The organism is Microbacterium yannicii (assembly GCF_024055635.1).
Lineage (GTDB): Bacteria > Actinomycetota > Actinomycetes > Actinomycetales > Microbacteriaceae > Microbacterium > Microbacterium yannicii.
Window position 1 is genome coordinate 383169 of the sequence record NZ_JAMXMB010000036.1, and the last position, 20606, is coordinate 403774.

The 20606-nt window shown below is 69.4% G+C and carries 15 protein-coding genes; 9 read left to right on the forward strand and 6 right to left on the reverse strand.

Translation table 11 applies throughout. The features are described from left to right. Positions 1-47 precede the first annotated feature (47 nt). Genes NCG93_RS16150 through NCG93_RS16170 form a run of 5 tightly spaced genes read left to right on the forward strand, consistent with a single transcriptional unit; the run spans position 48 to position 6841 of the window. Entirely contained in the window at positions 48-1595 is a 1548-nt protein-coding gene (locus NCG93_RS16150; protein WP_194412782.1) for an extracellular solute-binding protein, read from the forward strand. 59 nt (positions 1596-1654) lie between these two features. Then, the gene (locus NCG93_RS16155; RefSeq protein WP_206687292.1) at positions 1655-2626 is read left to right on the forward strand and encodes an ABC transporter permease; all 972 of its coding nucleotides are present in this window, start codon (positions 1655-1657) and stop codon (positions 2624-2626) included. Further along, positions 2626-3507 carry a carbohydrate ABC transporter permease gene (locus NCG93_RS16160; RefSeq protein ID WP_194412783.1) on the forward strand — a complete coding sequence of 294 codons (882 nt, stop codon included), beginning with the start codon at positions 2626-2628 and terminating at the stop codon, positions 3505-3507. The genes NCG93_RS16155 and NCG93_RS16160 overlap by 1 nt, the downstream gene beginning before the upstream one ends. Then, on the forward strand, positions 3504-4148 hold the full coding sequence (locus NCG93_RS16165; RefSeq protein WP_252787582.1) for a DUF1961 family protein: 645 nt from the start codon (positions 3504-3506) through the stop codon (positions 4146-4148). Before NCG93_RS16160 ends, NCG93_RS16165 begins: the two co-directional genes overlap by 4 nt. Next, entirely contained in the window at positions 4145-6841 is a 2697-nt protein-coding gene (locus tag NCG93_RS16170; protein ID WP_194412784.1) for an exo-rhamnogalacturonan lyase family protein, read from the forward strand. The genes NCG93_RS16165 and NCG93_RS16170 overlap by 4 nt, the downstream gene beginning before the upstream one ends. Positions 6842-7046: 205 nt before the next feature. Here the strand turns inward: NCG93_RS16170 and NCG93_RS20390 are convergent, their stop codons facing one another. Both NCG93_RS20390 and NCG93_RS16180 read right to left on the reverse strand, forming a co-directional pair. Then, a complete protein-coding gene (locus NCG93_RS20390) occupies positions 7047-8147 on the reverse strand; it encodes a Gfo/Idh/MocA family protein (protein ID WP_194412785.1) in 1101 nt (366 codons plus the stop codon). Between the two features lie 135 nt (positions 8148-8282). Next, on the reverse strand, positions 8283-10070 hold the full coding sequence (locus tag NCG93_RS16180) for an ABC transporter ATP-binding protein (RefSeq protein WP_194412786.1): 1788 nt from the start codon (positions 10068-10070) through the stop codon (positions 8283-8285). A gap of 49 nt (positions 10071-10119) precedes the next feature. Here NCG93_RS16180 and NCG93_RS16185 point away from each other — a divergent pair, with 49 nt between their 5' ends. Beyond that, positions 10120-10791, forward strand: a complete 672-nt coding sequence (locus NCG93_RS16185) for a rhamnogalacturonan acetylesterase (RefSeq protein WP_194412787.1) — start codon at positions 10120-10122, stop codon at positions 10789-10791. A gap of 16 nt (positions 10792-10807) precedes the next feature. Here NCG93_RS16185 and NCG93_RS16190 read toward each other — a convergent pair whose 3' ends face one another. After that, positions 10808-11815, reverse strand: coding sequence for a LacI family DNA-binding transcriptional regulator (locus tag NCG93_RS16190; protein ID WP_194412788.1), 1008 nt, complete (start codon positions 11813-11815; stop codon positions 10808-10810). Between the two features lie 333 nt (positions 11816-12148). On the opposite strand from NCG93_RS16190, the gene NCG93_RS16195 reads away from it, so the two are divergent. Genes NCG93_RS16195 through NCG93_RS16205 form a run of 3 tightly spaced genes read left to right on the forward strand, consistent with a single transcriptional unit; the run spans position 12149 to position 15898 of the window. Further along, positions 12149-13150, forward strand: coding sequence for an ABC transporter permease (locus tag NCG93_RS16195; protein ID WP_194412789.1), 1002 nt, complete (start codon positions 12149-12151; stop codon positions 13148-13150). Between the two features lie 10 nt (positions 13151-13160). Beyond that, on the forward strand, positions 13161-14117 hold the full coding sequence (locus NCG93_RS16200) for a carbohydrate ABC transporter permease (RefSeq protein WP_206687293.1): 957 nt from the start codon (positions 13161-13163) through the stop codon (positions 14115-14117). Positions 14118-14149: 32 nt separating this feature from the next. Beyond that, entirely contained in the window at positions 14150-15898 is a 1749-nt protein-coding gene (locus NCG93_RS16205; RefSeq protein ID WP_194412790.1) for a type 2 periplasmic-binding domain-containing protein, read from the forward strand. Positions 15899-16241: 343 nt separating this feature from the next. Here the strand turns inward: NCG93_RS16205 and NCG93_RS16210 are convergent, their stop codons facing one another. Genes NCG93_RS16210 through NCG93_RS16220 form a run of 3 tightly spaced genes read right to left on the reverse strand, consistent with a single transcriptional unit; the run spans position 16242 to position 20564 of the window. After that, positions 16242-16847, reverse strand: coding sequence for a YesL family protein (locus tag NCG93_RS16210; RefSeq protein WP_194412791.1), 606 nt, complete (start codon positions 16845-16847; stop codon positions 16242-16244). A gap of 49 nt (positions 16848-16896) precedes the next feature. Then, entirely contained in the window at positions 16897-17886 is a 990-nt protein-coding gene (locus tag NCG93_RS16215; RefSeq protein WP_194412792.1) for a LacI family DNA-binding transcriptional regulator, read from the reverse strand. Next, complete coding sequence (locus NCG93_RS16220) at positions 17880-20564, reverse strand: glycosyl hydrolase family 95 catalytic domain-containing protein (RefSeq protein WP_194413747.1); 2685 nt, start codon at positions 20562-20564, stop codon at positions 17880-17882. Before NCG93_RS16220 ends, NCG93_RS16215 begins: the two co-directional genes overlap by 7 nt. Between the last annotated feature and the right edge of the window lie 42 nt (positions 20565-20606).

The window sequence follows — 20606 nt, forward strand, 5'->3', positions numbered from 1 at the left end:
TTTCCGTCCCCAGAGAACAGTCCCCACCGAACGAAGGAGTTCCCGTCATGAACCACAGCAAGCCACTCGTCGGCCTCGGCATCGCCGTCGTCGCCGCCCTCGCCCTCACCGGCTGCTCCGGAGGCGGTTCCGGCGACGATGAGGCGAAGGGCACGGAGGCCGCGAAGCTCAAGAGCCTCTCGATCATGGCGCCGTACCTCGTGACCAACGCGCCCGAGGCCGACAACGAGATCGAGAAGGCCGTCGAGGACGTCATCGGCGTCGACCTCGACATGACCTGGGTGCCGAACTCGTCGTACGGCGACAAGGTCAACATCACACTCGCCGGCGGTGACCTGCCGCAGGTCATGGTGATCCAGGGCAAGGACCCGGGCTTCGTGCGCAACGCGGAGGCGGGGGCGTTCTGGGATCTCACCGACTACCTCGCCGACTACCCCAATCTCAAGACGACGTTCCCCGAGGTCCAGAAGGCGTCCAGCGTCAACGGCAAGGTCTACGGCGTGTTCCGCGCCCGCGACGTGATCCGCGAAGCGGTGCTCATCCGCAAGGACTGGCTCGAGAACCTCGGGCTCGAGATTCCGAAGACCACGGCCGACCTCGAGAAGGTCGCCAAGGCGTTCACCGAGGACGACCCCGACGGCAACGGCGCCGACGACACGTACGGCCTCATCATCCCCAAGTGGCCGGGCACGATCGGCACCAACAGCCCGTGGGACGCGATCGAGACCTGGTACGGCGCCGGCAACCGCTGGACCGAGCGCGACGGCGAGCTGGTGCCCAACTTCACCACCGACGAATGGCTCGATGCGGTGAAGTTCGAGCGGAAGCTGGTCGAGGAGGGCGTCGTGAACCCCGACTACGCGACGTTCGACTCGGCGAAGTGGAACGAGCCGTTCCTCAACGGCCAGGGCGGCATCATCCTCGACGTGCACTCGCGCGCCGCCGTGCTGATGAACCTCTTCAAGCAGTCCGACCCCGAGAACTTCGACGCCTACGTCGATGTCACCGGCAACCTGGAAGGCCCCGACGGCGAAGTGCACGCGCTGCCGACCACCGGCTACAGCGGGTTCCTCGCCATCCCGAAGTCCAGCGTCAAGACCGAGGCGGACCTCCGGGGCGTGCTCGAGGTGCTGAACAAGCTGAACTCGGAAGAGGCAGGCCCGATCCTCAACAACGGCATCGAGGGCGAGACCTACACGCTCGACGGCGATCTGGCCGTGGCAGTCGACGACGCGCCGCAGGCGCTCAAGGACACGTCGGCGAGCTACGCCCAGCTCGGCACCAACGTGACCGGATTCCAGGGCTACCTGCCCAAGCAGGCGTCCGACTACGAGCAGGAGATGTACGACAAGCGCAAGCAGATCGAGGCCGACGACCTCAAGGTCGCCGAATTCGACCCGTCGGCGCCGTACGTGTCGCAGACCTACATCTCGAAGGGCGCGCAGCTCGACACCATCGTGGCCGACGCGCGCATCCAGTACATCGCCGGTCAGATCGACCTCGACGGGCTGAAGGACGCGATCGAGCTGTGGCGTTCCAGCGGTGGCGATGACGTCATCGACGAGATCAACGAGCTGGCTGACGCCGACAAGTGATCGATGGATGCCGGGGCGGCGGGTCCGCCGTCGCCCCGGCGCCCTGAGAGGTTCCTGCCATGGCCATGCTCGACACCGCCATCACCGAGACCGAGACGCTGACTGTTGCGAAGCAGTCGCGTCGTCGCCGCGGGGTGCGCGTGCACTTCACGCAGTTCAAGTGGCTGTATCTGCTGCTGCTGCCCGGGATCGTCTACTTCGTGCTGTTCCGGTACTGGCCGATGTACGGCGCGATCATCGCGTTCAAGGAGTACATCCCGTTCCTCGGCATCTCCGACAGCCCGTGGGTCGGCTTCGCGCACTTCGAGGACTTCTTCACGAGCCCGGACTTCCCCCGGCTGCTCGCGAACACGCTGATCCTCGCCCTGCTGAGCCTGCTGATCGCGTTCCCGCTGACGATCATCGTCGCGCTGCTGCTCAACGAGCTGCGCGTGACGGTCCTCAAGCGGACGACGCAGACGCTCCTCTACGTTCCGCACTTCCTGTCGTGGACCGTGGTGGCGTCGCTGACGTACCTGCTGTTCGCCCTCGACGTCGGTCCGCTGTTCCAGCTGATCAACGGCATGCTCGGCACCGACATCAACTTCCTGGCTGATCCGGCGTGGTTCCGGCCGATCATCGTGCTGCAGGACATCTGGAAGAACACCGGCTGGGGCACGATCATCTTCCTCGCGGCGCTCGCGGGCGTCGATCAGGCCCAGTACGAGGCCGCCATCATCGACGGGGCGGGTCGGTTCCAGCGGGTGTGGCACATCACCCTGCCCTCGATCATGCCGACCATCATCGTGATGCTCGTGCTGCAGATGGGCCAGATCCTCAACACCGGCTTCGAGCAGATCTACCTCATGACCAACTCGCTGAACCGCTCGGTGGCCGATGTGTTCGACACCTACGTCTACTTCATGGGCATCACGCAGGGCTCGTACAGCTACAGCACCGCGGTCGGCCTGTTCAAGGCGGTGGTCGGAGTCGTGCTCATCTTCGGCGCGAACTGGATCGCCAAGCGCTTCAACCAGGCAGGGATCTTCTGATGGCTCGCGAGAAGTACCGCTTCAACACCCCCGCCGGCCGCGTGTTCGACGTGTTCAACGTCGCGCTCATGGCGGCGATCGGGATCGTCGCACTCATCCCGTTCATCTTCGTGCTGGCAGGGTCGTTCGCGACCGAGGCCGAGCTCGCGACCCGGTCTTTCTTCCTGTGGCCCGAGACGTTCTCACTCGACGCGTACGAGGCGATCTTCACCAGCTCCGCGTTCGTGCGCGCGCTCATCACGACGATCGTGGTGACCGCCGTGGGCACGCTCGTGCAGCTGACGCTGACGGCGGCCATGGCGTACCCGCTCAGCAAGGCCAATCTGCCCGGCGGCCGTCTGATCCTGTCGCTGATCGTGTTCACCATGGTCTTCGGCGGCGGCATGATCCCGACGTTCCTCGTCGTGAAGGACCTGGGGCTGCTCAACAACTACTGGGCGCTCATCCTGCCGATGGCGATCAACCCGTTCAGCCTCATCATCATCAAGAACTTCTTCCAGCAGCTGCCGGCCGAGCTGGAGGAGTCGGCGAAGATCGACGGCGCGAACGAGCTGCAGACCCTCTGGAACATCGTGCTGCCGCTGTCGAAGCCGGTGCTCGCGACGTTCGCGCTGTTCTACGCGGTCGGCATCTGGAACGACTTCATGTCGCCGCTGCTGTACCTCAACGACAGCTCGATGTGGACGCTGCAGATGTTCCTGCGCCAGGTGACGGTGGCCACCGACCTGTCGATCGTCGAGTCCGATCCGACCCAGCTGCCGCCCGCGCAGGGCATCAAGTTCGCGGTCATCATCGTCGCGACCCTGCCGATCGTGCTGTTCTACCCGTTCCTGCAGAAGCACTTCGCGAAGGGGATGCTGATCGGATCGGTGAAGGGGTGACGCTGCTGTATCGCAACCCGCTGGCTACGGCATCCGATCTGGACGGCTGGGTCGCCGAGGGTCCCGTGAGCGCACGCGGCGCCGATGGCGCGCTGGCGCTGTCGAGCGGGGGAGGAGCCGACGACCACTGGACGCTGTGGTGCCCCGAGGTCTTCCCCGACCGCATCCGCGTCACCTGGGAGTTCTCCCCGCGGGAGGAGCCGGGCCTCGCGATGCTGTTCTTCGGCGCCTCGGCGCGGGACGGCGGCGGCATCTTCGACGACGGCGTCGCCCACCGCACCGGGCGGTACCCGCAGTACCACTCCGGCGACATCCGCACCCTGCACGTGTCGTACTTCCGCCGGCGGTGGGATGACGAACGCGCGTTCCACACGTGCAACCTGCGCAAATCGCCGGGGTTCCATCTGGTGTCTCAGGGCGCGGACCCGCTGCCACCGGTCGTCGACGCGAAGGACGCGTTCTACCGCATCGAGGTCGTGAAGGACGCCGCGCGCGTCGCGTTCTCGATCGACGACCTGCCCCTCTTCTCCTGGACCGACGACGAGTCCACCGGCCCGCGTGTGCGCGCAGGCCGGATCGGCTTCCGTCAGATGGCGCCGCTCGTCGCCCATTACCGCAACCTGGAGGTTCACTCGCTGTGACCGCTTCACCCATCCCGCTCCGCTGGCTCGATGACGCCCCGCCCGCCCGCCTGCCCGGAGGTGCGACATGGGGTGTCCCGCTTCCGCGCGGCACCGTCGCCTCGCCTTCCGCACTCGGGCTGCGAGAGGTCGACGGCTCGTTCCTTCCGGCCCAGTTCTGGCCCCTCGCGACGTGGCCCGACGGCTCACTCAAGTGGGCCGGCTGCGCCGTCGGCGCGCTGGAGGCGCCCACCCAGTACGAGGTGGTGGTGGATGCCGGCGATACCGGTGCCGGTGCCGGTGCCGGTGCCGGTGCCGGTGCCCGGCCGCTGAGCGAGCGCCAGCGAGACGAAGCGCAGCGCGTGCGGGTGAAGCAGACGCCCGACGAGATCGTCGTCTCCAACGGTGTCGTCGACATCGCCTTCGCGCGTCCCGAGCATGCGGCGGTCGACACCCTCGTCCGCCGCGTCGTGCGTGACGGTCGCAGCGTCGCCGAGGATCTCCGGCTGGTCAGCCTGCTGCAGGACGAGGTGACGGAGGACGGCGGCGCCGCGCCCCGACGGCATTTCCGCTCGAGCATCCGCACCGTCGAGGTCGAGCAGGACGGCCCGGTGCGGGCGGTGGTGAGGCTCGAGGGGGTCCACCGCGCCGCTGACGGCTCGCGCCAGTGGCTGCCGTTCACCGTGCGCGTCGTGGTCGTCGCCGGATCCGCCGATGTGCGGGTCGTGCACAGCGTGGTGTGGGACGGCGATGCCGAGCACGACTTCCTGTCGGGGCTCGGCCTGCGCGCCGACGTGCCGCTGCGCGCTGCGCTGCACGACCGCCACGTGCGGTTCGCCGGCGCCGACGGCGGGTTCTTCGCCGAGGCGGTGCGCGGGCTGACGGGGCTCCGCCGCGACCCGGGCGCCGATGTGCGCGCCGCCCAGATCCGTGGTGAGCAGACGCCGCCGACCGCGACGTGGAACCCCGAGGTGTCCGAACGCCTGGAGCTCATCCCGGCGTGGGGCGACGTCACGCTCACCCAGCTCAGCGCCGATGGATTCGGCATCCGCAAGCGCACCGCGCGCGGTCACGCGTGGATCGATGCCGGAGCGGGCACCCGCGCAGAGGGCTACGTCGCGATCAGCGATCCGACCGGCGGCTTCGGGGTCGGCATCCGCTCGTTCTGGCAGTCCCACCCGGGCCAGCTCGACCTCCGGCGGGCGACGAGCGAGAGGGCCGAGCTCACCGCCTGGCTGTACGCACCCGAGGCGCAGCCGATGGACGTGCGGTTCTACCACGACGGTCTCGGGCAGGACGACTTCGCGACGCAGCTCGAGGGCCTCGAGATCACCTACGAGGACTACGAGCCCGGCTTCGGTGACGCCCACGGCGTGGCCCGCACGCATGAGCTGACCCTCTTCGCGTATGCCGCGACCCCCGCGATCGAGGAGGTCGCGGCATCCGTCGCCGCAGTCCAGCGCCCGCCGCTGCTGCAGCCGACGCCCGAGCACCTGCACGCGGTCGGCGTGTTCGGCGACTGGGCGCCGGTCGACCGGTCGACTCCTGCCCGCGCCGAGATCGAGGACAGCGTCGACTTCCTGCTCGACTACTACCTCGGCCAGATCGATCAGCGCCGCTGGTACGGCTTCTGGAACTACGGCGACGTCATGCACGCGTACGACCTCGACCGGCACGTGTGGCGCTACGACGTCGGGGGGTACGCGTGGGACAACAGCGAGCTGTCACCCGATCTCTGGCTCTGGTACTCGTACCTGCGCACCGGGCGGGCCGACGTGTTCAGACTCGCCGAGGCGATGACCAGGCACACCGGCGAGGTGGACGTCTATCACCTCGGCCGATGGCAGGGCCTGGGCTCGCGCCACAACGTGCAGCACTGGGGATGCAGCGCCAAGCAGCTGCGCATCTCGAGCCCTATTTACCGGCGCATCTTCCACTTCCTCACCGCCGATGAGCGGGTCGGCGATCTGCTCACCGAGCTGCGCGACAGCGACGAGCGCTTCGTCGACACGGATCCCACGCGCAAGGTGCGCACGGATGCCGCGACCTATCGTCCTGACCGCGGCGCCCTCGCCGTCGGGCTCGGCACCGACTGGGGAGCGCTCGCCGCGACCTGGCTCGCCGACTGGGAGCGCACGGGCAACGAGCGCTCGCGCGACCGGCTGCTGGGCACGATGGCCGACATCGGCGCGCTGCCGCACGGCTTCCTGACCGGCGAGGCGCTGTACGACATCGAGACCGGCCGCTTCGACACGACTCGCGACCGGGTCGCGGTGTCGCACCTCAGCGCCGTGTTCGGACTCGTCGAGGTGTGCAGCGAGCTGATCGACCTCGTCGACGTCCCGGGATTCCGCGAGGCATGGCTCGAGTACTGCCGCCTCTACCTCGCCTCCCCCGAGGAGCAGGAGGCGGCCGTCGGCCAGCGGCTCACCGGCATCCATCTCGAACAGGCGCACAGTCGCTTGACCGCCTACGCTGCGGCGAGCACGGGTGACGAGACGATGGCGGATGCCGCGTGGCAGGCGTTCGAGGGCATCGGCGAGTGGCTGGTGCACCGACGGGACTTCGTGCTCCGCCGCGTGGACGGTCCGGCTGTGCTGAACCCTGTGGACGAGGCGCCGAGCGTCGGCACCAACGACGTGGCCCAGTACGGCCTTGCGGCGATCCAGAACCTCGCGCTGATCGGCGACCGCCTGCCCGAGCTGCGCTCGTAGCCGGCACTCGCTTCCCACGCAGGTGCGTGGGGGGAGCCGGATGACCGCGGTCAGCCTCGCTCGGCCGCGGTCATCGGGCGGGCGGGGTCACCCCTCGGCCACGGTCTTGCCCGGCCGCGTCATCGGGCGACCCTGGGCACCCGCTCGGCCGCCGTCTCGCTCGGCCGCGGTCATCGGGCGACCCGGGTGATCCCGGGGGCCCGGGTCATCCGACCGGGTCTGGTCCTCGGCGATCGGTGACCGGGCTGGCGAACCCGCGCCGGTGCGTGGGGTGTGCGGCGAGCGCGTCGGGGGTCACGACGGCGCCGTCGGCGGCGGCCGACGCGTAGACCGCCGCCACGAGCTCGAACGAGCGTGCCGGCTCCTCGCCGACGGCGGGAAGCGGGCCGCCGCTGCGCAGCGCGTCGAAGACGTCCCGGATGAGCACGTCGTGGCCGCTGGGTTCCTCGGCGTCGGGGAGGGCCCAGTCGCCGGCCTGGTCTTCGAAGCCGGGGGCCGGCGTGATGCGCCAGTTCTCGTGCCCGTGTCCGTACAGGTGGTCGACGGTGATCGTCGCGCGCTGCGTGTCGATCCGGATGGAGCTCGTCTCGCGCGGTGACACGGCGCTCGTGACGACCGAGGCGATCGCGCCGTTCGCGAACGCGACGGTCGCCGTCGAGGCATCCTCGGTCTGCGTCTCGCGATCGAGCCGCCAGAGGCGCGCCTGCACGCTCTCCCAGTCTCCGAGCAGGAACGCCAGCAGATCGATCTGGTGGATCGCGTGACCGAGCGTCGGGCCTCCGCCCTCCGTCTCCCACTTGCCGCGCCACGGCACCGCGAAATAGGCGGGATCGCGGAACCACAGCGTCTGGCACTGCGCGATGAGTGGACGCCCGAACGCGCCGTCGTCGAGCAGGCGCTTCACATGCGCGGCGGCCGTGCCGGTGCGCTGCTGGAACACCACGACGAGCTCGCGGCCGGCAGCGGCTGCCGCGCTGCGCATCTCGTCCAGCTCTTGGAGGCTGGGCGCCGGCGGCTTCTCGACGATGACGTGCGCGCCCGCGGTCGACGCAGCCACGGCCTGGTCGCGGTGCGCCACCGGGGGAGTGCACACGTGCACGACGTCAGGACGCTCGGTCTCGAGCAGGCTGTCCAGGTCGTCGTACACCGCAGGGCCGCCGAACTCGCGCGCGAAGGCCGCCGCGGAGTCCCGCGACAGGTCGGTGACCGCGACCAGCTCCGCGTGCGGGTATGCCGCGATGGCCTGCGCATGGGCGTGCGCGATCGCCCCGGTTCCGACGATCGCGCAGCGGAGGGTGTCGGTCACGGTGGCTCCTTCGACGGTGGGGAACGGATGCCGCGGCCCGCGGCATCCGCATGTTCCAGGCTATGCTCTACGCCCGGAAAGCGCTATCCCGATGCGTCTTCGTGTTCTTTGTGATTGCTCGCGGGGCAGTGGGCGTCAGCGCGGGCGGCCGGCCTGCGTGGCGTGGAGGTGGGCGTAGCGGCCGTCCGCTGCGAGCAGGTCGTCGTGGGCGCCGATCTCGACGACCCGCCCGTGCTCGAGCACCACGATGCGGTCGGCTTGGCGGATCGTCGACAGCCGGTGGGCGACGACCAGAGTGGTGCGGCCGCGCATCAGCCGATTGAGCGCCTCCTTGACGAGTTCCTCCGACTCGGGATCGAGGGCCGAGGTGGCCTCGTCGAGGAGCAGGATCCGCGGATCGCGGACGAGTGCCCGCGCGATCGCGAGACGCTGTCGCTGCCCGCCCGAGAGGCGGGCACCGCGTTCGCCGACCACCGTGTCCCAGCCGTCGGGGAGCACGTCGACGAACTCGGCGGCGTTCGCGTCGCGCAGCGCCTGGCGCAGGCGCTCCTCGGTCGCGTCGTCGAGACCGTACGCGATGTTCTCCCGGATCGTCCCCTCGAACAGCACCGATTCCTGCGGCACGACCGAGACCGACTGGCGCACCGTCCGCAGGTCGAGGCCCTGCATGTCGGCGCCGTCGAGGAGGATCCGTCCGGACGTCGGCCGCACGAAGCCGAGTACGAGGTTGAGCATCGTCGACTTGCCGGATCCGGACGAGCCGACGAAGGCCACTGTCTCGCCGGGAGGGATGTCGAGCGAGACGTCGTGGACGGCATCCCGTTCCGCGCCGTCGTAGCGGTGCGACACGTGCTGGAGCTCGAGGTGGCCGCCGACCCGTGCGACGGGGCTCTTGCCCTCGTTCTGCTCGAGGTCGGGTTCCTGCAGCACCTCGGAGATCGACCGCATCGACTCGAGGCCGCGGGCGCCGACCGGGATGAGCATGAGCAGCGACGTCAGCCCCTGCGTGAGCAGCGTGAAGTACGACGACAGCAGCACGACCTCGCCGGGAGTGATGGGGAGGATGCCGGTGAGCGCGAAGATCGCCGCGAGCACGAGGCATCCGAGTCCCAGCAGCTGCATCGCGACCCACGAGATCGACGCGACGTGTCCGTTGAGCATGTCGAGGTCGAGCCCTGCGCGACGCACGCCGTCGGCGCCGGCCTGCACGCGCGAGACCGCGGTGCGCTCGAGCCCGTGGGCACGGGTCACGGGGATGAGCGACGCCATCTCGCCCACGCGGGCGGCGAAGCCCTCCACCTCGCGGCGGAACACCTCGTTGCGGGCGCGCGAACGGCGGCTGAGGGCGGCGCGCAGCACGAGCGCGATGGGCACCGTGAGGGCGTAGACCGGCAGGAACTGCGGCACGGCGATCGCTGTCATGACGATCGCGCCGATCAGCACCATCGTCGACGACAGCAGGGGGTGGGTGACCTGCTGCAGCATCAGCTCGACGTTCTCGACGTCGCGCACCACCTTCGTCTGCACGATCGATGAGCTCACCCGCGTGTGATAGCCGATCGACAGGCTCTGCAGCCGCGCCGCGAGCGCGTTGCGCAGGTCGGCGCCGGTGTCGCGCACCACGGTCATGAAGTTGCGCGTGTAGACGATGTGCATCGGGTAGTTCTGGATCAGCAGCACCGCGGCGACCGCGAACCAGACCAGCACCGTCGAGACCTCGCCGCCGGTCGCGACGAGGTCGATGATCTTCGCCGTCACCACCGGCAGGAACCACAGCGGGATCTCTTTGCAGGCGAAAGCGAGCAGCGCCGCAGTCATGCGGGCGGGCCGCCGCGCGAGCAGGCGCAGCACGGATCGCCCCGGCCGGGGGCCCTGTGCGATGGAGATGGTGCGAATGGCGCCGGTAAACGCTTTCTGCGTCATGATGCAATGGTACCGACGCATGCCGCGACCGACCTCGAGAAGGGCAGAAATGACGTACCACCTGGCCGGCGACTCCACCGTGGCGCCCGCGAAACCCGAGGAGCTGCCGATGACGGGCTGGGGCTCGTACGTCGAGCCCGTGCTGGGGGCGCCGGTGCGCAACCTGGCCTACGGCGGCGCGACCACCGCGTCGTTCCTGGCCGACGGATCGTGGGCGTGCCTCCTCGACGCCGTCGAACCGGGCGACACGGTCGTCATCCAGTTCGGGCACAACGACCAGAAGCTTCCCGAGCTCGGCGCGCGCACCGGGTACACCACGAACCTGCGCGGCATGGTCGAAGACGTCCGCGCGCGCCGCGCGACCGCCGTGCTGTGCACGTCGGTCGAACGGCGCTGGTTCGACGGCGACCGCGTGACTGCGACGCACGGCGACTACCCGAATGCGGTGCGCGACCTCGCGCACGACCTCGACGTCCCCCTCATCGACCTGACGGCGTTCACCACGTGGCTCTACGAGGACCTCGGCCCCGAGGCATCCGCTGGTCTGCTCTCGCACTTCGCACCGGGCGAGCATGCGCTCTGGAGCGAGGGACTCGCCGACGACACGCACTTCCGCGAGGAGGGGGCGCGCCGGATCGGGGCGTACGTGGGTCGGTCGTTGCGTGCCATCGAGCGGAGGGACGGCGATGAGCCGGCGAAGGGCTCGCAGCTCGTCAGCTGACGGGTCGGCCGCCCGGTCAGCCGCCGGTGGAGGCGCGGACGACGAGTTCCGGCAGGTAGACCACGTTGCCGACCTCCGCGCCGGCCGTTCCGGCGATGCGGGCCAGGAGGATCTCGGCCGCGGTGCGTCCCATCTCGCGCGCGGGCTGGCGCACCGACGTCAGCGGCACCGCGGCGATCGCGGCGAACTCGATGTCGTCGTAGCCCACCACGGCGACGTCCTCCGGCACGCGCACTCCGTGCGAGATGAGCCCGTGGACGAGGCCGATCGCGAGGTGGTCGTTCGACGTGACGATGCCGTCGGGCCGATCGGCGGGGGAGCGGCGCGCGAGCTCTGCGCCGAACGCGAGACCCGATGCCGACGTGGTGCGCGCGGTCCAGATCCGCTCGATCGATGCGCCGGCGTGGTTCGCGACGGCCAGCCGCGCGCCCTGCAGCCGCTCGCGTACCTGGCGCACCTCCTCGCGGGCGCCGACGAACGCCAGCCGGCGCCGCCCGTCGGCCAGCAGGTGTTCGGCGGCGAGGCGCCCCCCGGCGACGTCGTCGAACGACACCGACGGCAGTTCGCCGGTGTCGTCGACCGCATCGACCAGGACGACCGGGATGCCGCGGCCGCGGAGTCGCTGCAGCCAGGGCTCGAGCGGGCCGAAGGGACTGACCAGCGCTCCTTCCACCTGCACGCGCTCGAAGAGCTCCAGGTGGTCGCGCTCCTTGGCGATGTCATCGCTGGAGTTGCCGACGAGGACGCGGAGGCCCGACGCCGAGGCGGCGTCCTCGGCGCCGGCGACCATGTCGGCGAAGAACGGGTTGGCGATGTTGATGACGGTCATGCCGAGCAGGCCCGATCGTCCGGCACGCAGCTGCTGCGCGGCCTGCAGCGGGATGTAGCCGAGCTGATCGGCGGCCGAACGCACGCGATCGATCAGACGATCGCTGACCATGTGCGGACGGTTGAGCGCGTTCGAGACGGTGCTGATCGACACGCCGGCGCGCTGCGCGACATCGCGGATGCCGACTCGCTTCATGTCGCCCGTTCCGTCCTGGTCGCCCGGCGCTCGGCCGGGGCGGACGCCCCCGCGCGTCCGATGCGACCATGGTATGCGCTTTCCCTGCGCCGGCCGCGGCGCCGTGCCTGCGGCGGATCGTTACCGCGGCGTTACGGCCAGACATTTGACGAACGGCGCGCTCACGCTTACTCTTCAATCGAAGCGGTTCGAAATCGAAGCGGTTCGACAGATTGCACTCCGTTCCTGAGGGGAGCGGCAGCCACGTACACGAAGGAGTGACATGGGACGGCGTCATGCTCACCCGGCAACGGCCTCGACGGGCTCGGCGGCCCGGCACCCGGTCACGTTCCGATGACCACGCAGGCGCAGGCGCAGACGGTCTTCCAGGAGGCAGCCGTCCACAACCTGGATGCGAACGGCAAGAAGCGCCGCGGCCGGCGGCTGCGGCCGGCGGGTAGCCGGACCTCGTTCCGGCTGTTCCTCTGCATCGTCCCGTTCCTGATCCTGGCGTTCCTGTTCTCGTACCTGCCGCTGTACGGGTGGATCTACTCGCTGTACGACTACAAGCCGGCCCTCGGGTTGGAGGGCAGCGAGTTCGTCGGTCTGCAGTGGTTCCAGATGCTGGTGAGCTCGCCGACGCAGATGGCCCAGATCGGCCAGGTGCTGATGAACACCCTGGCGATCAGCTTCCTGGGGATCGCGACGTCCGTCCTGCCGCTGTTCTTCGCGATCCTGCTCAACGAGATCAAGGCGCCGTGGTTCCGCAGCTCGGTGCAGACGCTGACGGCGCTGCCGAACTTCATCTCGTGGGTGCTCGTCTACATGATCGCCTTCTCGCTGTTCTCGAGCTCGGGGCTGGTCAACGACGTCCTCGCCGACACGGGACTGATCACGACGCCGATCAAGTTCCTCGACAGCGACCAGAACGTGTGGATCACGATGACGCTCTGGAGCATCTGGAAGGGGCTCGGCTGGGGCGCGATCATCTACCTCGCCTCGATCGCGGGCATCGACCAGTCGCTGTACGAGTCGGCCCGCATCGACGGCGCCGGGCGCTTCCAGCTGATGCGCTACATCACCGTGCCGCAGCTGATGCCGACGTACCTGGTGCTGCTGCTGCTGTCGATCGCGAACATCCTCAACAACGGCATGGAGCAGTACTACGTGTTCCAGAACGCGTTCAACAAGGAGTGGATCCAGGTGCTCGACCTGTACGTCTACAACATCGGCATGACCGGCAACAGCCTGTCGCTGGCCACCGCGATCGGCATGCTCAAGTCCCTCATCTCGGTCGCCCTCCTGCTCACCGTCAACGCGGTCTCCAAGCGCGTCCGCGGCGAATCGATCGTGTGAGGGGCCGGCCATGACGACGACGATGACCAAGACGCTCACCACCACCAAGCGCGGCGACACCTCGGCGCGCTATCGGGCCTCGGTCGGCGACATCCTGTTCCGCATCGGCAACTACGCGCTCTTCCTGGTGTTCGCGCTCATCTGCGCGTACCCCTTCTACTACCTGATCATCAACTCCGTCAGTGCCAACGACGTCTCGGCGCTCGGCGACGTGCGCCTGTGGCCGGTCGGGTTCCACCTGTCCAACTACGGTCAGGTGTTCCAGCTGCCCGGGCTGCCGATGGCGGCCGTGGTCAGCATCGGGCGCACCGTGATCGGCACGGCGCTCACGGTGCTCGCGTCCGCGTTCCTCGGGTTCATGTTCACGCAGACCCGCATGTGGGGCCGCAAGTTCTGGTACCGGTTCCTCATCATCACGATGTACTTCAGCGCCGGCCTGATCCCGGTGTTCATCATCATGAAGACGCTGGGGCTCACCAACAACTTCTGGGTCTACGTGCTGCCGTTCGTCGTTCAGCCGTTCAACGTGATCCTCGCGAAGACCTACGTCGAGTCGATGCCGCGAGAGCTGCAGGAGGCCGCCGAAGTCGACGGCGCCAACATCCTGCAGGTGTTCTTCCGCGTGTACCTGCCCAACATGACGCCGATCCTCGCGACGATCGCGATCTTCAGCGCGGTCACGCAGTGGAACAGCTTCCAGGACACCCTGATCTACATCACCGACCAGAGCCTGTACACGCTGCAGTACCTGCTCTACATGTTCATCAACCAGGCGTCGAGCCTCGCCCAGGCCGCACAGAACGCCGGCGGCAATCTCGGGCAGATCGCCGGGGTGGCGACCCAGCAGACGCCGACCTCGATACGCATGACCGTCTCGGTGCTGGTCGTGCTGCCCATCATCTTCATCTACCCCCTGTTCCAGCGCTTCTTCGTGAAGGGCATCATGCTGGGCGCCGTCAAGGGTTGACGGCGGCTACGCACCACCAAGAAAGGAAAGCAATGAAGCTTCGAAAGAAGGTGTCCCTGGCGCTCGTGACGCTGCTCGCGGCGGGTTCGCTCGCCTCCTGCAGCGCGGGCGGCGCCGAGCAGGGGGCGATCGACGAGTTCCCCGAGAAGTGGGACAAGGAGATCACGATCGACGTGTTCGACGGTCTCGCGAACTACATGGGCATCCAGCAGGGCTGGTTCGCCAAGATCGTCGAAGACAAGTTCAACATGAAGCTCAACATCATCGCCCCCAACGTCGCGGGCGGCGGTGACACCCTCTACAACACCCGCGTCGCGGCCGGTGATCTGGGCGATCTGATCATCACCGACAAGGGCGAGAAGCTCGATGAGCTCATCGCGGGCGGCCTGGTGCAGGACTCGTCCAACTACGTCGGCGCGATGGACAACCTCGCCGATTTCGACGCGGCCGTCGACAAGCTCAACGACGGCAAGGACGGCGTCTACGGATTCCCGTCGGCCGTCTCCTCGCTCAAGCCCACGGAACCGTCGGAGGGCCTGAACCCCACCTTCGGTCCCTACCTGCGCTGGGACTACTACAAGGAGGCCGGCTACCCCCAGATCGGCACCCTCGAAGACCTTCTCCCGGTGCTCGCCGACATCCAGGCGGCGCACCCCACCGCCGAGAACGGTCAGCCCACCTACGCCTTCTCGCTGTTCAAGGACTGGGACGGCAACATGATGGTGACCGCCAAGCAGCCCGCCTGCTTCTACGGTTACGACGAGATCGGCTTCGTGCTGGCGAAGGCCGACGGCTCGGACTACCAGAGCATCCTCGACCCCGACAGCGAGTACATGCGCAACCTGAAGCTGTACTTCGACGCCAACCAGCTGGGCCTGGTCGACCCCGAGTCGACCACGCAGAACTACGACACCCTGTTCTCGAAGTTCCAGAACGGGCAGGTGCTGTTCTCGTGGTGGCCGTGGCTCGGCCAGTCGGCGTACAACACCGAAGAGAATATGGCCGCGGGCAAGGGCTTCGAGATGGTCCCGCTCGAAGACCAGAAGATCTTCTCGTACGGTGCCGAGGCCTACGGCGGCAAGCAGGTGTTCGCGATCGGCTCGAAGGCGGAAGACCCGGAGCGCATCGCCGCGTTCATCGACTGGCTCTACTCGGCCGAGGGCGCGTACGCCAACAGCAGCCAGACCGGTGCGTCGGCCGGCCCCCAGGGTCTCACCTGGGACGTCAACGATGCCGGTGAGCCTGAGCTGACCGAGTTCGGCAACCAGGTCTTCCTCGAGGGCGGGGCGACGGTTCCCGAGGAGTGGGGCGGCGGCGACTACGCCGACGGCGTCTCGGCCCTGAACCTGAGCGCGGTCCTCCCGATCGAGGTCGACGCCGAGACCGGGCTGCCGTACAGCTACACGTTCTGGCCGACGTACCAGGCGTCGATCGCCAACCCCCTCACCGAGGACTGGTCGGCCAAGATGGGCGACGTCACCTCGACGATGGAGTACCTGCAGACCAACGACCAGGTGCTGGTCGCCCCGGGTGCGAGCTACGCCGCCCCTGCCGACACCTCCGAGATCGAGACGCTCCGCAACCAGGTCAAGGAGATCATCAAGCAGCTCTCGTGGCAGATGGTCTTCGCCGACAGCGAGGCGCAGTTCGAGTCGCTCCGCGACGAGCTCATCGAGACGGCGAACGGTCTGGGCTACGAGCAGGTGCTCGAGTTCGACATGGACAACGCGAAGTCGCAGAACGACGCGCGCGTCGCCGTGACGGAGGAGTTCGCCGGCTGACCCCCGCGTGACGCGAAGGGCTCGGGATGCCGCATCCCGAGCCCTTCGTCGTCCCCTGGGGGGTGAGAGCGGTGGCTCTGCGTTCGGGCGCCGGGCGCGGCATCCGTGTGGGTCCGTCCTGGGACGGTCGCTGCGGGGCGGGCCGGCCATCCGTCGAGACAAGGGATTCTCGCCGAGACCGAGGGTGTGGTCCTGGGTTCCGCGGAGAATCCCCGGTCTCGACGACACAGGGGGCGCGCCTCGGCGGGCCGACGACCGGCGGAGCGGACCCCGGGCGACGACCCGGAGCAGTGACGACCGGGCCGACGATCGGCCGCCCGCCGCCCGACCGTCGCGCGTCGCCTCAGGCCAGGTGGCGCGTGAAGACGTTGCGGAAGAGGAACGCCGTGGCGTAGGCGCCGACCGAGAAGCCGATCGTGCCGACGAGGATCGCGGCCGGCGGGAACAGGATCATCATGGCCACGGCGGTGACCGGGATGATGAGCACGCCGAGCGTGCGGACGGGCTCGGCCGCCGGGAGCAGCAGCGCGTTCTTGAGCGTCTGGCCCACCGTGTTGCGGAAGTACGCCACCTGGGCCATCGCGTAGAGGAACGCGGCGAACAGATACACCGCGCCGATCACGGCCACGACGCCCGCCACCCCTGCGAAGAGCGCGGGGTGCGCGAACCAGAACACGCTCGAGAACCCGAGGAGGGCGGCCGGCGCGAGCAGGCACAGCATCAGCACGGTCGCCCGCCCGAAGTTCGTGCGGAACGCGGGGAAGAAGTCCTTCAACGGCCGGCCGCTCTCGTCGTCGGAGTAGCGGATCGTCACCTCGTACAGGGCGCTGGTGGCGGCGCCGATCGTGACGATCGGCAGGCACAGCACGATGTAGAGCAGGTTGAGCGCGACGAACGTCAGGAACGTCGAGAAGCCGCCGAGGGTGCGGCTGTCGGGGTCGATCCTCATCAACGGGCCACCCGCTGCCCGGGCCTCGGGATGTGCGCGCCGATCGCCGTCATGAGGCCGCGGGTGCACCGGTCAGGAGGGGCGGCAGCAGCCGCACCGCAGGCTTCGTGCCGTTCGCGAGGATCTCGCAGATCATGTCGGTCGCCGCCGCGCCGATCGCCTCCGCCGGCACCGCGATGCTGTCGGCGAGGCCCGAGACGGAGCGGGCCACGTCGTCCGGGCACAGCGCGACGACGGCGAGGTCGTCGCCGCGCGCGTGACCGCGCTGTGCGATGGTCGTGGCGACGTGGGGCAGAGCGCCCTCGTTGTGCACGAAGAACCCGGTGATGTCGGGGTCCGCGGTCATCACCGCGTCGACCGTGGCGACCGATTCCGCGCTGCTCGGGCACGCGTGCACGGTGCCCGTCACGCCGTTGGCCTCGCAGGCGGCCAGGAAGCCGCGCGCGAGGCGGTCGGCGTAGGACGTGTGGCGCGACATGACCTCGGGGGGCGAGCCGATGAGGGCCACGCGCCGGTGTCCCAGCGCGACGAGGCGGTCCACGGCAAGCCAGCCCGCCGCCTCGAAGTCGAAGTCGACGCACGGGATCGCCCGACGGCCCACCGGCAGGCCGATGAGGACGCTCGGATGCCCGAGGCCCGAGAGCGTGTCGATGCGGGGGTCGTCGGACTCGACATCCATCACCAGCAGCGCGTCCACCATCGACCCCTTCGCCGCACGCTGCAGCGCCTTGGCGTCGTCGCTGGCGAGCAGCAGGATGTCGTACCCGTGCTTGCGCGCCTGCGTGACGACCCCGGTGACGATCTGCATGACGACGTGCACGTCGACGCCGGTGCGCAGCGGCGCCTGGAGGCCGATGACATTGGTCGACCGCGACGCGAGCGAGCGAGCGCCGGCGTGCGGGCTGAAGCCGAGGTGGTCGATGGCCTTCTCGACGCGGTCGCGCGTCTCCTGCGAGATGGCCCGCTTGCCGCTCATGACGTACGACACCGTCGAGATCGATACGCCTGCCGCCTGTGCGACGTCCGCGATCGTCACCATGAGGTTCCCCGTTCTCCTGCATCGATCACCCGCGTGGTTCCGGGGGCGAGCTCGTATGTGCCGAGCGACCCGTCCGGCCCGTGCACCATCATTGTCGCGGGTCGCGCGCCGGCCCGAAGCCGCGCTCGCACCAGCCGCCCGGCGGCCCATTCGACGTCCACCGACACGTCCCCTCGGGAACGGATGCCGCGCACGGCGCCATCCGGCCACTGCGGCGGCAGCGCGGGCAGCAGTTTCAGCCGCACGCGGGCGCGGTCGGCGGGACCCGGCGGGGCACCGACGTCGCTGGACCCGGACTCGAGAGGCTCGTGGAAGGACTGCACGAGCGCCTCGGCGATCGCCGCGGTCAGCCCGAGGTTGCCGTCGATCTGGTACGGCGGGTGGGCGCTGAACAGGTTCGGATACAGGCCGCCGCGATGCTCCGCCGCGGTGGCGGAGTCGTGTCCTCCGCGCCCGCCCCCCTCGGCGGGCCGGAGTGCCCGCCGCAGCTGGGCGTGCACTGCCTCGCCGTCGCCGAGCCGCGCCTGCATCGCCGCGCGCCACGCGAGCGCCCAGCCGGTCGACTCGGGGCCGCGCAGCCGGATGGACTCGGATGCCGCGCGCGCGAGTCCCGGCGTCGTCTCAGGCGTGATCTGGGCGAGCGGGAACAGCCCGACGAGGTGGGAGAGATGGCGGTGCTCGGGCTCGGCTTCGGCGCGTTCGCGGTCCCACTCGAGGAGGTCGCCGCGGGCTGAGACACCGTGAGCCGGGAGCATGCCGGTGCGCGCGGTGAGCTCCGCGAGCCACGCCCGCTGGCTGTCGAGCACGGCGCTGCCGATCACCTCGTTGCCGAGCGCCTCGGGCGCTCCGGGTCCGAGCGCCTCGGAAGCGGCGCGACAGACGGCGGCGAGCTCCCGCAGCAGCGCGACGTCCATCGCCGCCGTGACCGCGACGCCGCGCTCGCGGCCATCGGCGTCGAGGTAATGGTTCTCAGGCGAGGTGGAGGGGCTGGTCCACGCGCGCTCGCCGTCGGTCTGGATCCACGACAGCGCGAAGGCCGCGGCCGATGAGAGCACCGGCCACGCTTCGTCCCGGAGGAAATCCCGGTCGCCGCTGAACGCGTAGTGGTCCCACAGGTGCAGTGCGAGCCAGACGCCGCCCAGCGACCAGTTCGCCCACGCGGGGTCGCCGCGACCCGCGCCGACGGGGGCGGCGTGCGCCCAGGCATCCGAATTGTGGTGGGCGACCCAGCCGTCGGCGCCATAGAGCTCACGGGCCACGACGGGGCCGGTCGTCTCGGAGAGCCGGCGCGTGAACCGCAGCAGCGGCTCGTGGCATTCGGCCAGCCCCGTCGTCTCGGCCGGCCAGTAGGCCATCTGCGTGTTGATGTTGAGCGTGTAGGCGCTCGACCACGGACCCGGCAGCTCGGCGTTCCACAGGCCCTGCAGCGTGACCGGGAGTCCGCCCGGCTGCGACGACGCGAGCAGCAGGTAGCGCCCGTAGTGGAAGGCGAGAGCCGCGAGCGAGGGGTCGTCGCGCTCCTGCGCGCGCCGCACGCGCTCGACGGTGTCGACGCTGTCGGAGCCGGACGCAGCCGGAAGCTCGAGCACACACCGGCGGTAGAGCTCGCCGTGGGCCGCGGTGTGGGCGGTGAGCAGTTCAGCTGCAGCGGTCGTGACATCGGCGGGGGCCGGGATGCCGCGGAGCAGGTCCTGTGCACGGTGCAGCGCACCGCGGTCGTCGGCCGGCTCGCCCGGCAGCGAGGGGGCGGTGGCCGTGGCGATCGCGAACAGGTGGGTCGTGGCGGCGGAGGCGCTGAGCACGCCGTCGGTCACCCCGGCCGCGCCGAGCGAGCGCACGACGATCGCGCCGTGGCGTCCGGTCGCCTCGTCGTAGCGGATCGGCTCGGCGGGCTGCTCGTGCCCGGGCGCGACGTCGACGGGAAGCCACCACTGCGTGACGAGGTCGCCGCCCACATCTGCGGGGACGGATCTCGCCCGCAGCAGCGAGCCGACGCCGAGTCGCACCGTGACCGGCTCCTCGGCGGTGATCTCGTGCATGATCAGCCCTGTCACGAGGTCGGCCCAGGTGCGGTGCGTGATCCCGTCGTACGAGTGGGTCGCGACCCCGGTCGCGAGGTCGAGGCGCCGCAGGAAGGTGCGGCGCGTTTCGTCTCGCTCGCGGTCCCTGAGACTGTCGAAGGGCGCTCGCTCAACGACCGGGTGCTGGCTGTCCGGGGACGTTTCGTCTCGCTCGCGGTCCCGATCCCGGTCGTTGAGCGAGGGAGCGCCAGCGACCGAGACGAAACGCGCCGCCGCGTCGGCGTCCGCGACCTCGACCTCGACCTCGACCCAGCCGAGCGGCAGGTAGGCCTGGACCCACGGCGTCTGCATCCCCTGCAGGAGTGCCTCCGCGGCGTCGAGGTCGCCGGCGTCGATCGCGGCGCGAATCGCCGCGATCGCCTCGGCACCACGCGCCGTCACGCCGGCGAGGGGATCGGCGTCGGCACGCCCCGACCACGCCGTGATGTCGTTCAGCCACAGCTTCTCGCCGCCGACGAGCCCTGCGCACATGGCCCCGCGCATGCCGTTGCCGACCGGATACGCCTCGAGCCAGCGCGCCGCGGGAGCGGAGTCGCGCAGCTCGTGAAGGGCTCCGGCGAGGGGCTGGTCGACCGCATCGTCGCGGCGCGTGGACATCGTCACACCCTTAGTATATGTTCTCGGTGTTGAAGCGCTTCG